11 protein-coding genes are annotated in these 13143 nt (G+C 70.4%); 2 read left to right on the top strand and 9 right to left on the bottom strand.

What is annotated here, in order from left to right; genetic code table 11:
- Positions 1-26: 26 nt before the first annotated feature.
- From kdpC to kdpF, 4 genes are read right to left on the bottom strand one after another with little or no spacing between them, the layout of a single operon-like run.
- On the bottom strand, positions 27-635 hold the full coding sequence (gene kdpC, locus ACKTT0_RS02630) for a potassium-transporting ATPase subunit KdpC (RefSeq protein ID WP_407847871.1): 609 nt from the start codon (positions 633-635) through the stop codon (positions 27-29).
- Between the two features lie 23 nt (positions 636-658).
- Positions 659-2737, bottom strand: a complete 2079-nt coding sequence (gene kdpB / locus ACKTT0_RS02635; protein WP_407847872.1) for a potassium-transporting ATPase subunit KdpB — start codon at positions 2735-2737, stop codon at positions 659-661.
- 22 nt (positions 2738-2759) lie between these two features.
- Positions 2760-4502, bottom strand: coding sequence for a potassium-transporting ATPase subunit KdpA (kdpA, locus tag ACKTT0_RS02640; RefSeq protein WP_407847873.1), 1743 nt, complete (start codon positions 4500-4502; stop codon positions 2760-2762).
- On the bottom strand, positions 4502-4591 hold the full coding sequence (gene kdpF / locus ACKTT0_RS02645) for a K(+)-transporting ATPase subunit F (RefSeq protein ID WP_289786528.1): 90 nt from the start codon (positions 4589-4591) through the stop codon (positions 4502-4504). Before kdpF ends, kdpA begins: the two co-directional genes overlap by 1 nt.
- Before the next feature lie 306 nt (positions 4592-4897).
- Here kdpF and ACKTT0_RS02650 point away from each other — a divergent pair, with 306 nt between their 5' ends.
- Entirely contained in the window at positions 4898-5617 is a 720-nt protein-coding gene (locus ACKTT0_RS02650; protein WP_407847874.1) for an aldolase, read from the top strand.
- 13 nt (positions 5618-5630) lie between these two features.
- Here the strand turns inward: ACKTT0_RS02650 and ACKTT0_RS02655 are convergent, their stop codons facing one another.
- The 4 genes from ACKTT0_RS02655 to ACKTT0_RS02670 form a co-directional block, all read right to left on the bottom strand.
- Complete coding sequence (locus ACKTT0_RS02655; RefSeq protein ID WP_407847876.1) at positions 5631-7091, bottom strand: amidase; 1461 nt, start codon at positions 7089-7091, stop codon at positions 5631-5633.
- Between the two features lie 52 nt (positions 7092-7143).
- The gene (locus ACKTT0_RS02660; protein WP_407847878.1) at positions 7144-7575 is read right to left on the bottom strand and encodes a VOC family protein; all 432 of its coding nucleotides are present in this window, start codon (positions 7573-7575) and stop codon (positions 7144-7146) included.
- A gap of 723 nt (positions 7576-8298) precedes the next feature.
- A complete protein-coding gene (locus ACKTT0_RS02665; RefSeq protein WP_407847880.1) occupies positions 8299-9567 on the bottom strand; it encodes a cytochrome P450 in 1269 nt (422 codons plus the stop codon).
- 37 nt (positions 9568-9604) lie between these two features.
- On the bottom strand, positions 9605-9817 hold the full coding sequence (locus ACKTT0_RS02670) for a DUF3079 domain-containing protein (RefSeq protein WP_407847882.1): 213 nt from the start codon (positions 9815-9817) through the stop codon (positions 9605-9607).
- A gap of 295 nt (positions 9818-10112) precedes the next feature.
- Here ACKTT0_RS02670 and ACKTT0_RS02675 point away from each other — a divergent pair, with 295 nt between their 5' ends.
- Positions 10113-10565 carry a GNAT family acetyltransferase gene (locus ACKTT0_RS02675; protein WP_407847884.1) on the top strand — a complete coding sequence of 151 codons (453 nt, stop codon included), beginning with the start codon at positions 10113-10115 and terminating at the stop codon, positions 10563-10565.
- Between the two features lie 15 nt (positions 10566-10580).
- Here the strand turns inward: ACKTT0_RS02675 and ACKTT0_RS02680 are convergent, their stop codons facing one another.
- Complete coding sequence (locus ACKTT0_RS02680; RefSeq protein ID WP_407847886.1) at positions 10581-13055, bottom strand: NAD-dependent epimerase/dehydratase family protein; 2475 nt, start codon at positions 13053-13055, stop codon at positions 10581-10583.
- Positions 13056-13143: the final 88 nt, after the last annotated feature.

Here is a 13143-nt window from a genome sequence, read left to right on the forward strand (position 1 = left end):
ACAGCATCGCTACTATACGCCCAGCCTCAGCGCGGCGGCGCCAGCCGGTCCAGGTCCAGGTTGAGGGCCAGCACATTGACGGCCGGCTTGCCCAGCAGTCCGACGATGGGCCGGCTGGTGTGCGCGGCCACCAGTTGTTCCACCTGCGCGAGGGGCAGGCCGCGCAGGCGCGCCACGCGCGGCGCCTGGTACAGGGCGGCGGCCGGGCTGATATGCGGATCGAGGCCGCTGCCCGAGGCGGACACCAGGTCGGCGGGAATGGGCGCGGTATTGCCCGGGTCGGCCGCCCGCAGCGCCGCGACGCGCTCGCGCACGGCTTCGGCCAGCGCCGGATTGCGCGGCCCCAGGTTGGATCCGCCCGAGGCGGCCGCGTTGTAGGGCGTCGGCGCGGTGGCCGACGGCCGGCCCCAGAAATACTGCGGCGAGGTGAACGCCTGGCCGATCAGTTCGGAACCGACCACCCGGCCATCGCGCGCTATCAGGGAGCCCGCCGCCTGGTGCGGCAGCAGCAGCCGGGCCACGCCGGTGGTGGCCAGGGGGTACAGCAGGCCGGTCAGCGCCGACAGCAGGACGAACACGACCAGCGCGGGCCGCCAGAGGCCGGCGCGCTGCGCGGCGGGGGATTGGGTGTGCATGATGGTGCTCCTGGATGATGAGGTCAGGCCCAGCCCGTGGCGGCCAGCGCCATGTCGATGAGCTTGATGCCGGCGAACGGGGCCAGCAGGCCCCCCACGCCGTACACGAGCAGATTGCGCCGCAGCAGTACCGCCGCGCCCAGCGGGCGATAGCGCACGCCGCGCAGCGCGAGCGGGATCAATGCGACGATGATGAGCGCATTGAATATCACGGCCGACAGGATGGCGGAGTCTGGCGTGGCCAGGCCCATGATGTTCAGCGCGCCCAGCTGGGGGTATACCGCCGCGAACGCGGCCGGAATGATGGCGAAATACTTGGCGACATCATTGGCCACGCTGAAGGTCGTCAGGGCGCCGCGCGTCATCAGCATCTGCTTGCCGACCTCGACGATCTCGATCAGCTTGGTGGGGTTCGAATCCAGGTCCACCATATTGCCGGCCTCTTTCGCGGCCTGCGTGCCCGAGTTCATGGCCACGGCCACGTCGGCCTGCGCCAGCGCCGGCGCGTCGTTGGTGCCGTCGCCGGTCATGGCGACCAGCCGGCCCTGCTCCTGGTACTGGCGGATCAGGGCCAGCTTGGCCTCCGGCGTGGCCTCGGCCAGGAAATCGTCCACGCCCGCCTCGGCCGCGATGGAGGCGGCGGTGAGTTTGTTGTCGCCGGTGATCATCACCGTCTTGATGCCCATGCGGCGCAATTCGCTGAACCGCTCGCGCATGTCCGGCTTGACGATATCCTTGAGCTCCACCACGCCCAGGGCGCGGTCGCCGTCGGCCACCACCAGCGGGGTGCTGCCGCGGCGCGCCACATCCTCGGCGGCGCGGGCGACGGCCGCCGGCAGCTCCGCCCCCTGCTCGCGCAGCCATGCCGCCACTGCGTCGACCGCCCCCTTGCGGATGCGGCGCGTGCCGGCATCGACCCCGCTCATGCGCGACTGCGCCGAGAACGGCACGAACTGCGCGTCCGCCAGCGGGTCGCCCTGGGCGGGCGCGGCGCGCTGCGCCAGCGCCACGATGCTGCGCCCCTCCGGGGTTTCGTCGGCCAGCGAGGCGTGGCGGGCGATGTCGGCGAGCTGCCCGGCCGCCACCCCGGGCGCCGGCAGGAAGGCCGCGGCCTGCCGATTGCCGAAGGTGATGGTGCCGGTCTTGTCGAGCAACAGCACGTCCACGTCGCCGGCCGCCTCGACCGCCCGGCCGGAGGTCGCCACCACGTTGGCCCGCATCATGCGGCTCATGCCCGCCACGCCGATGGCCGACAACAGGCCGCCGATGGTGGTCGGGATCAGGCAGACCAGCAGCGCCACCAGCACCGTCAGGCTGACCACCGCCCCGCCGCCGGCCGCCTCGACCGCATAGACCGAAAACGGCAGCAGCGTGACGACCACCAGCAGGAATACCAGGGTGAGCCCCACCAGCAGGATGGTCAAGGCCACCTCGTTGGGCGTCTTCTGGCGCCGCGCGCCTTCCACCATGGCGATCATGCGGTCCAGGAAGCTCTCGCCCGGGTCGGCGCCGATGCGCACGAACAGCCAGTCCGACAGCACGCGCGTGCCGCCCGTGACCGACGAGAAGTCGCCGCCGGATTCGCGGATCACGGGCGCCGATTCGCCCGTGATGGCGCTTTCGTCCACCGCCGCGATGCCGGCCACCACCTGGCCGTCGCCCGGAATGATGTCGCCCGCCTCGACCAGCACGACGTCGTTCTTGCGCAACTGGCTCGATTCGCGCTCGACGCTGGCGGCGCGATGGGCTTCCGGGGTCGCGGCCGCCGCGTCGGCCTCGCGCCAGCCGGTGACCACGCGGGCCGCCACGGTGGTGCGCAGCCCGCGCAAGGCCGCCGCCTGCTGCTTGCCGCGCCCCTCGGCGATGGCTTCCGCGAAATTGGCGAACAGCACCGTGAACCACAGCCAGGCGGCAATGGCCAGGATGAAGCCCGCCTGCCCGCCGGGCTCGCGCCAGGCGGCCACTGCCAGCAGGGTGGTCAGGATGCTGCCCAGGTACACCACGAACATGACGGGGTTCTTGAACTGTGCGGCCGGCGCGAGCTTGCGCAGGCTGTCGGCCAGGGCGACGCGGACCGCGCCCCGGATCTGACGCTTGGACATGGTTTTCACTTTCTCGTTCATTTCAGGGTTGCAGATGCTCGGCCACGGGGCCCAGCGCCAGCGCCGGCACATAGGTCAGGGCGCCCACCATCAGCACCGCGCCCATGAGCAGCGCGGCGAACAGCGGTCCGTTCGTCGGCATGGCGCCCGGACCGGCAGGCAGGCGGCGCTTGGCGGCCAGGGAGCCGGCCAGCGACAGGATCGCGACAATCACCCAGAAGCGGCCGAACCACATGGCCAGGCCGGTCAGCACGTTGTAGAACGGCGTATTGGCCGACAGCCCGGCGAAGGCGCTGCCGTTGTTGTTGGCGGCCGAGGACAGCGCGTAGAGGATCTCGGAATAACCGTGCGGGCCCGGATTGAGCACGCCGCCCTGCCCGGCCGGCACCGACACGGCCAGGGCGGTGCCCAGCAGCACCAGCAATGGCGTGGCCAGGATGACGATCGACACCATCTTCATTTCGTGGGCCTCGATCTTCTTGCCCAGGTATTCCGGCGTGCGCCCGATCATCAGGCCGGCGATGAACACGGCCAGCATGGCGAACGCCAGCATGCCGTACAGCCCCGACCCCACGCCGCCGAACACCACCTCGCCCAGCTGCATCAGCAGCAGCGGCGCGAAGCCGCCCATGGCGTTGAATGAATCGTGCATGCCGTTGACCGCCCCGCACGAGGCAGCCGTGGTGATGGCGGCGAACAGCGCGGTCGCGGCGACGCCGAAGCGGGTCTCCTTGCCTTCCATGTTGCCGCCCGGCGCCAGCGCGGTCGCGGCCGTGTCCACGCCGGGCTGGGCCAGCATGGGATTGGGCTGCTGTTCGAAATAGGCGGCGGTGCCGGCGAACAGCACGAACAACAGCGTCATGGCCGCCAGGATGGCCGCGCCCTGGCGCCGCCCGCCCACCATCTCGCCGAAGCTGAAACACAGGGCGGCGGGAATGGCGAAGATGGCCAGCATCTCCAGCAGGTTGCTGAGCGCGGTCGGATTCTCGTAGGGATGGGCGGAATTGGCGTTGAAGAAGCCGCCGCCGTTGGTGCCCAACAGCTTGATCGCTTCCTGGGACGCCACCGGGCCCATTGCGATGCGCTGCACGCCGCCCGCCGCGCCTGCCTGCGGCTGCGCCAGGACCGCAGGATCGAGCGTGGCCACGTCGCGATAGGCATCGAAGTTCTGGACCACGCCCTGGCTGACCAGCGCCAGGGCCAGCACGAATGCCAGGGGCAGCAGCACATAGAGCGTGCTGCGCACCATATCGACCCAGAAGTTGCCCACCGTGGCGCTGCCGTGGCGCGCCAGGCCGCGGATGAGCGCGAACAGCACCGCGATGCCGGTGGCCGCCGACACGAAATTCTGCACGGTCAGCGCCAGCATCTGCGTCAGCAGGCTCATGGTGCTCTCGCCCGCATAGCCCTGCCAGTTGGTATTGGTGACGAAGCTGATGGCGGTATTGAGCGCCGAGTCGGCCGCCACCGGTCCCAGGCCGGCCGGATTCAGGGGCAGCGCTCCCTGTGCGCGCTGCAGCGCATAGACCGCCAGCACGCCCAGCACGTTGAACAGCAACACGGCCCAGGCGTACTGCTTCCAGTCCATCTCGGCCGCCGGCTCGACGCCGGCCAGCCGGTAGATGCCCCGCTCGATGGGCCGTCCCCAGGCGGTGGCGCGGCTGCCGCCCTGCATGGCGAGGCGGATATAGCGGCCCAGCAGCGGCGCGACGGCCAGCAGGATGGCCAGGTAAAGCGCCAGCAGGCCTGCGAATTGCGCGTCCATCAGAATTTCTCCGGCTTGAACAGCGCGACCAGCAGGTACGCGAACAGGAAGGCAGCCAGCGCGCCGGCCAGCCAATAAAAGCCGGTCATGCGCGCTCTCCTTGTTTCAGCGAACCGCAGAACTGCAGCAGGGCCGCCACCAGGGCAGCCATGGCCGCGAACGCGGCGAGGTAGACGACATCCACTTTTCTCTCCTGGAATGACCGCCGCGCGCGGCAACCCGGAGCCGCGGCAGCGCATGCCAGGCAGATTAAGGAGAGGCGGATAAAAACGGGGTAAAGCTTCGCCGGGCGGGTGTAAAGAAGATATAAAAACGCGGCCGCGCGCCGCGGGGCGCCGGGCGCCGGCGGGAACTTGCTAGACTTGCTGCTCCCGGTCCCTGCCCTGTTCCTCGCCATGAACGAAATCTTTCATTCGCCCGCCGTGGCCGCCCTGCGCGCCGATCTATCGCTGGCGCTGCGCGCGGCCGCCCTGCACGGCCTGGGCGAAGGCGTCTGCAACCATTTCAGCGTCGCCCTGCCCGGGCAGGATGGCCTGTTCCTGCTCAATCCGCGCGGCCTGATGTGGGACGAGGTCGGCCCCGACGACGTCGTGCTGGTGGATGCCCAGGGCAACAAGCTGGCCGGCCGCCACGAGGTCGAGCCCACGGCCATGTTCATCCACGCGGCCATCCACCGCATCGCCGGCAAGCATTGCGTGCTGCATACCCACATGCCCTATGCCACCGCCCTCACGCTGACCGACGCCCGCGCGCTCGACACCACGCTGTCGCAGAACGCCATGCGCTTCCATGGCCGGCTGGCCATCGACGAGCGCTACAACGGCCTGGCGCTGGACAGCAGCGAAGGCGAGCGCATCGCGCACGCCATGGGGACGGCCGACATCGCGTTCCTGGGCAACCACGGCGTGGTGGTGTGCGCCGAGCGCATCGACTACGCCTACGACGATCTGTATTTCCTGGAGCGCGCCTGTGCGGCGCAGGTGCTGGCGCAGTCCAGCGGCCGGCCGCTGGCGCCGTCCTCGGCCGACATGGCCGCCAAGGTGGCGGCGCAGGTGCAGTCCGAACGGCTGCAGTCGACCCTGTTCTTCGAGGCCCTGCGCCGGCGCCTGGGCTGAGCGCCGTGGCGCGTCAGCCCAGCAGCGGACTGCGCAGCCGGCTGAATCCGCTGGCGCGGTCGTAGGCCAGGCCGACCTGCAGGACTTCCAGGTCGTGCTGCGCCGGCCCGATGATCTGGATGCCGGCCGGCAAGCCCTCCGGGCCGAAACCGGCCGGCGCGGCCAGCGCCGGCATGCCCGCCATGGTGGCGGGCACCACGGCTTCCATCCAGCGGTGATAAGTATCCATGGCGCGCCCGCCCACCTCGGCCGGCCAGTCCAGTTCGGCCGCGAACGGGAACACCTGGGCGGCCGGCAGCACCAGGAAGTCGAACTGCTCGAACAAGCCGCGCAGCGCCGCATACCAGGACGAGCGCACCAGCGCGGCCTGGTAGATGTCCTGCCCGGACAGCCGCAGCCCGCGCTCGATCTCCCAGACGGCCTCCGGCTTGAGCAGCGCCCGCCTGGCCGCGTCGTGGTAGAGCGGCGCGTTGGTTCCGGCGAACGTGAAGCTGCGCAAGTCGAGCCAGGCCTGCCACAGCCGCGCCAGGTCGAATGCGGGCACGACGGGCTCGACCTGGCAGCCGATGGTCTCGAAGTGCCGCAGGGCGTTTTCGCACACCTGCAGCACGCCGGGCTCGGTCGGCAAGTAGCCGCCCAGGTCGCCCAGCCAGCCCACGCGCAGGCCGACGCAATCGCGCTCCAGCGCCGTGGCATAGGCGCGCGGGTCGGCGCGGCGGTGCGTCAGCGGCAGCCGCGCGTCGAACCCGGCCTGCACCGACAACAGCAGCGCCAGGTCCGGCACGTTGCGCGCCATGGGGCCGCTCACGCTGAACTGCTGGAAATGCACTTCTTCGGTGGGGCCGTGCGGCACCACGCCCGGGGTGGTGCGCAGGCCATATACGTTATTGAATGCCGCCGGCGTGCGCAGCGAACCCATCATGTCCGAGCCGTCGGCCACCGGCAGCATGCGCAGCGCCACCGCCACGCCCGCGCCGCCGCTGCTGCCGCCGGCCGAGCGGGCCGGATCGAAGGCGTTGCGGGTAATGCCGTACACCGGGTTGTAGGTGTGTCCGCCCAGCCCGAACTCCGGGCTGTTGGTACGGCCCACGAACAAGGCGCCCCCGGCGCGCATGCGTTCATACACGATGGCGTCGGCGTCCGTCACCTGCCCGGCATAGATGGGCGACCCCTTGGTGGTGACCATGCCGCGCACCGGCATGATGTCCTTGGGCGCCTGCGGAAAGCCATGCAGGGGCCCCAGGCTGGTGCCGCGCGCCAGCAGCGCGTCGAGCTCGGCGGCCTGCACGCGCAGCGCATCGCGGTCCTGCGGCGCGACGATGGCGTTGACCGTGGGATTGCACCGGTCGATCTGGCCCAGGTACGCTTCCAGCACTTCTACGCACGACACCTGCCGGCCGTGGATGGCGGCGGACAGCGCCACGGCGTCCAGGGACACGATGTCGGAAGGCGAGTGGGAAGCGGACGATGTCATGGCGGGCCTCGGGGCGCTTGGAAAGGCCCAGTATAGAGACAGACGGCCCGCGTTATGCGCCGGGGGGCTGGTGCAGTTGCCAGGACACGCCATACTTGTCCTGCACCCAGGCAAAGCGCGGGCTGAACGGGTAGGCGTCGAGCGGCATCAGCACGGTGCCGCCGTCGGAGAACGCGGCATAGAGGCGGTCCACTTCGGCGGCCGATTCGCAGTCCACGAACAGGGAGATGGCGGGCGTGAAGCCGAAGGCGTGCTTGGCTGGACTGTCGATGCACATGAATTCGCGGCCGTTCAACTCGAAGCGGGCCTGCACGATCGAGCCCTCGCGGCCCGGCCCTTCCGGCCCGTAACGCTGGATGTGCCGCATGGCGGAGCCGGGGAACAGCGACATGTACCAATTGACGGCCTCTTCGGCCTGGCCTTCGAACATCAGGAACGGAGTGACGGCGGGCAACGCGCCCGTCGGCGGGACGGTGGCTGGCATGACGGATCTCCAGGGTCGCGCCGCGCCTGTGCGCGGCAGTATCACGATACTCGATGGTTGTGTCGTGGGTGCGTAATTGGGGGATTTCAGTGGTGAGCTATTGCGACGGGGGGTGGTGATCGAGGCTCTTGGTTGGGAGCGCTCGCCGCGCCTGCCGGTGCGGTTGAACGGCCTGGCTTCGTGGGCCGCCCACGCCTGCCGGTGGGGCCTGGTCGGCCACGTCGCTCGGCTCGGGCGCGCCACCAGGCGCCCTCGGCCCCCTGCGGGGGCTGCCCTCCCTCCAACTGGCCGCCCAGGCCCCACCGGCAGGCGCGGGCTCACAGCGTCTCGGGTCGAGGCACCCGACGCCTCATGTCGGCATGTCGGTGTCAGGCCATGGGGTCTCGTGTTGGTGTCAGACACCCCATGCCCCCGTCTCGCCACGCAAGACAGCGCACAAGGGTGTCTGACACCTGGGTGACTCTTGCTTGCGTCGAGACCACGGTGCCCTCACATCGGTGTCGGACACCTCCATATCCCCACACGTGGTTGCTGGACCGGCGCGTGCCGTTGATGTGAGTCCAGGGCGGGGCTGGGGCGTGCGGGACGGCCAGTTGGAGCGAGGGCAGCCCCCGCAGGCGGCCGAGGGCGCCTGGTGGCGCGCCCGAGCCGAGCGACGTGGCCGGCCCGCACTCCCCAGCCCCGCCCAGGACGCCCTACGAAGCGAACCCACCCCGCCAAGACCTACAACACCGCCGCCCGCACCACCAACTCACTCCGCGGCAACGCCGGCAACCGCGCATAATCCAGCGCCATATCTCCCCCGGCAGTCACGCACTGCGTGCGCGCCAGCAGGAAATCCAGCGACACCTTCATGATGGCCAGCGCGGCGTCCTCGCCGGGACAGCGATGCCCACGCGCCGCATCCGCCCCGCCCTGCGGAATGAACTCGAAAGCCGTCGGCACGCGCGCGCGGAAGCGGCCCGGGTCGAACCGGTCGGGGTCGTTCCAGGCGCGCGAGTCATGGTTGGTGCCGTACAGGTCCAGCACGGCGCGCCGCCCCTTCGGAAACCAGTAGCCGTTCCATTCGAAATCCTCGCGCACCCGCGCCGCGACCGCCGGGAAGAACGGGTAATAGCGGCGCACCTCGTTCAGGAAATCCATCCCCACGCCCGCCGGCTCGTCGCGCCGCGACCGCAGGACCTCCGGGTGCGCCTGCGCCGCATGCAGGCCGAACACGATATACACCGACACCGCCACCACCGGCCGCAGCACATTCAACAACTCCGTGGCGGCCAGCCGCGCATCCAGCCGGCCGCCCGCCGCATCGCGGAACGCCGCCACCTGCTGCAACGGAGAATCGCCGGCGGCCGCCCCGCCCTGGCGTCGCGCCCGCTCGACCTGGCCCGCCAGCCATGCCTGCAGGCGCAGGCGCGACCAGCGCGCCCGTCCATGCGCCAGCAGCCCGCGCGCCGCGTCGTCGAACAGCGCCACCAACTGCCGGGTGCGCGCCGACGCCTCCGCCTCCGGCAGGGAAACACCCGCCCACTCGCACACCGCGCGCGCCAGGACATCCTGCGCCGCCCCATAGAGCGCCACGCCATCGCGCGGCCAGCGCGCCAGCGCAGTCTCCCAGTGGCGCCCGACATGGCCCGCCAGCGCCGCTACCGCCGGCCGGTCCAGGGTGTCCAGGAACAGCGCCTTGCGGCGCCAATGGTCCGGCCCATCCAGCGACTGCACCGCGCGCTTGCCGAACAGCGTGGCCTGCAGGGGCTCCGGTGCCGCGCCGCGGCGCTGGAAGCGCTCGCCGTCATAGAACAGCTCGGCGGCGCGCGGCCCCGACAGGAAGATCGTCGGCGCCAGCAGCAGCCGCGACTGGAACACGTCCGTATTCAGGGCGCGGCACTGGCCGCCGATATACCGGTAGGGATCCGCAAGAAATTCCCGCGTGCTGTCGAAAGCGCGCGGCCGCGGCATGGGAATGGCGGACGGGGAACGATGGGTGGCGGCCATGGCCCCGCGTCAGCACGACGCGTGCCAAGCGGCGCCGCTACGGCTTGGCGGGCGACTCGCCGGCGGTGGCGGGCGGGGCGTCCAGCCCCCAGTCGCCCACCGTGTACCAGTCGTCCCCCAGCAATTCGGCGGGATGCATGGTGCGGCTGGAGCCGTTGCCGCAGGCCAGCGCGCCAGTGGAACAGTACTTGTCGCAGCCCCAGCAAATGCGCTCGGGATGCTGCGGATGCAGGGGGAATTTCTTTGCCATGGAAGGCTGCCGTTGACAACAGTAGATGTCAAGATACTGCCGTCGTTGCCGTGCTCCTTTGACGCCACGCAAGCTTCGGGTATGCTTACCGCCATGGACGACGCACTCCTCACCCATCGCGCCCCCGCGCGACGAACCACTCGACGCCGACGTTGAGTGGCTTTGCGTTGTCCAAGCGCCGCCTCCGCGGTGCTTATCCCGAAGGCCACGGTACCTCGTGGCCTTTTTGCTGTTGCGCCCCTTCCCCGCCCGAGGCACCCGCCGCCTTCGTATCCCCCACCTGAAGGAACGAAGCATGAATCCACCCGCGCTTACCATCCGGCAATTCCACCCCGACGACGCCGACGCTGTCGTGCAGTTGTGGCACGACTGCGGCCTGACGCGCCCCTGGAACGACCCCTATAAAGACATCGCCCGCAAGCTCACCGTCCAGCCGGAACTGTTCCTGGTGGGCACGACTGGCGCCGCCATTGTCGCGGCGGTCATGGCGGGCTACGACGGTCATCGCGGCTGGGTCAACTACCTGGCGGTGGCGCCGGGCTGCCAGCGGCGCGGCTACGCCAGCGCGCTGATGCGGGCAGTGGAACGGCAACTGCTGGCGATGGGCTGCCCCAAGATCAACCTGCTGGTGCGCGGCGGCAACGAGGCGGTCGTGGCGTTCTACCGCAAGCTGGCCTTCACGCAGGACGAGGTGATCAGCCTGGGCAAGCGGCTGATCCCCGACCTGGCGCCGGCCGCCGCGCCGTAGCGCAAGCGGCTCCGCTCACACGACCAGCCGGTCCCACGGCCCGTAGCGGCCCTCGATCCGGCCGCGCGGGATCGCCAGGGCGATCAGCGCCAGGCCGGCCGCCACGTCCAGGCCGATCTGCAGCATGCCGGCGCCGTACACCGGGGCCGCCACCAGCAGCCCCACGCCCAGCGGCACCAGCAGCAGGCGCGCCAGCCGCGCGACCTCCGCGGCCGCGACCGCGATCACGGTCAGCACCAGCGCGCCCACCAGGTGATCGATATTGGCCATGGTGCCCTCGGTGCCCAGGGCCAGGCGCGTGCACATCAGCCAGGCGCCGATGGCCGCCGCCAGCCACAGCGACGGCGGCATCGATACCCCGCCCGCCACGATGTCGCGCACGATGGCGCCAGGGCGCCGGTCGAACTCGTCGCGCGGCTCGGCGCGCGGCCCCTCGTCGGTATCGCCGAACAGGAACACCCGCAACAGGCTCTTGCCGGCCTTGCGGCGGCGCTGCAGGAACTGGCAGGTGGCCAGCAGCTCGTCCAGCGAATACGGAATCTGCACCAGCATCGCCGCCGCGCCGATCAGCGCCAGCGTGCTCCAGGTGCCGATCACGATCGGCTGGATGATGACGAACGTGATGGAGACGATGCCCAGGGGCGCGATCATCAGGCCGAAGATCACCACCAGCCAGGGCATGGTGCGCCAGCGCGCGCGCGAGCCGACCACGCCGGTGAGTATCTCCAGCATATAGGTGTAGGCGCCCACCGCCGCGTCCGGCACGGGCCAGGCGCGCGACACGCTCGAGGTGATGATCTCTTCCGTACCGTTGCGCGGGTCGGCCGGGCTGCCGGCGAAGAACGGCTCCCACACATGGCCGATCTGCTCCATCTGGTAGGCGGCCAGGTAGCGCGACACATACAGGCCCACCAGCGCCAGCGCGATGATGGGCACGCGCTGGGTCCAGGCCGACGGGTTGTAGGTCCAGCCGGGCGGCGTCTCGGGGCCGGTCAGGCGGGCCAGCGGCACCGGCCCGGGCTCGGGTTTCAGGCCCACCGCGAACCCGAATGCCAGCCCCCCCACCAGCGTGTCCGACAGGTAGGCCGCCGCGTTGCCGGTCCACAGCACGAACGGCGCGGCCATGATCAGCGCGCCGAGCGCGGCGCACACCCAGCGCGCGAAGGCCATCTGCCAGCCCAGCGACAGGAAGGCGAACACCACCAGCAGCGCGCCCAGCACGATCTCCGCGCCGCGCAGCAGCGGCTCGGTCACTCCCACCAGCGGTGGCTGGCAAAGCAGCCAGGTGCCCAGGGCGATGTTGACGAAATGCGCCCAACGGTGCTGCGCGTGCTCGGCGCGATACAGCGCGACGTGACGGGCGCGGAACTGCTCGGGGTCGTCCACCTGCCCGGCGCTTTCGCGCAGGAATTGCGGCGGCGTCATGCCTTGCGCGCGGTACCAGCCCAGCGGATCGCGCTTCAGGTTGGCGATGATGGCGGGCAGGGTGCGCTTGAGGCGGTGGCGCGGCCGCCAGCCCAGCAGGTCCTCGGCGCGCGCGGTATCCAGCGCGTAGTGCGCGTCGGACATGGCCACCATATAGGGCTTGATGAACGGCTTCTCGCCCTGGTCCAGCGCGTCGGGCACCAGCGGCTCGAGCTTCTCGCGCATCCAGGTGCCGGTGGCGGCCACTGCCTTGGGCACGCGCAGCGTGGGCCAGTCCTCGGCGCCATGGATCAGGTAGCCGATCTCGTCCTGCAGCGCGTCGTAGCCCAGCGCCTCGGTCTCGCCGATCAGCAGTTCGGTCTGCGCCGGCAGTTCGGCGCGGCGCGCCAGCGTCAGCCGCACGGCCTCGTGCAGGTCGTCCCGGTGCAGCATGGACTGGCCCACCTGGTTCGAGGCCGAATAGAAGTAGCTTTCGAAATCGCGCTCGTAGATGCGGGCGATCTGCTGCGCCAGCGTCGGCACTACCGACTGCTCGTCGTAGACGCCGGCCAGCCGCAGGATGGCGTACGGCATGTCGCCGTGCTCGCGCCGCAGCACTTCCTCGGCCTGCAGTTTCGATTGCGGGTATACATACTCCGGGCCGAACGGCTGGTTTTCGTCGATCAGTTCGCCCGGCTTGCCCGGCGCGTGGACCAGCATGGTGCTGGCGTACACGAAGCGCTCCACCTCGAAGCCATCGCGCAGCGCCCGCAGCAGGCGGGCCGTGCCGTCGACATTGACCGTGCGGTACAAGGGGTTGTCGGCGCCGGTGGAATCGAAGTACGCCACCAGGTGGATCACCGCGGCCAGCCGGCCGCCGCATTCCTGGCGTACCGCCTGCAGCGCCCGGCGCACCGAGTCGTCCGACGCCAGGTCCACTTCGAACATGGGGAAGCCCGGGTCCGCGCCCTTGCGGTCCAGGCCGACGATGCGATAGTCGGCCTCCAGGTAACGGGCCAGCGATCTCCCCAGGTTGCCGGACGCGCCCGTGATCAGGATCACGGGCAAGTCTGCGGTGACAGGCATGGCGACTCCCAAAATTACAAAATGCCGGGCCGGCAGGCGGGCGCCGCGCCGGCCTGCCGCCGTCACAGCAAGCGGCATGCCGGGCCGC

Source organism: Bordetella saccharivorans (assembly GCF_045862855.1).
GTDB lineage: Bacteria > Pseudomonadota > Gammaproteobacteria > Burkholderiales > Burkholderiaceae_B > Bordetella_A > Bordetella_A petrii_F.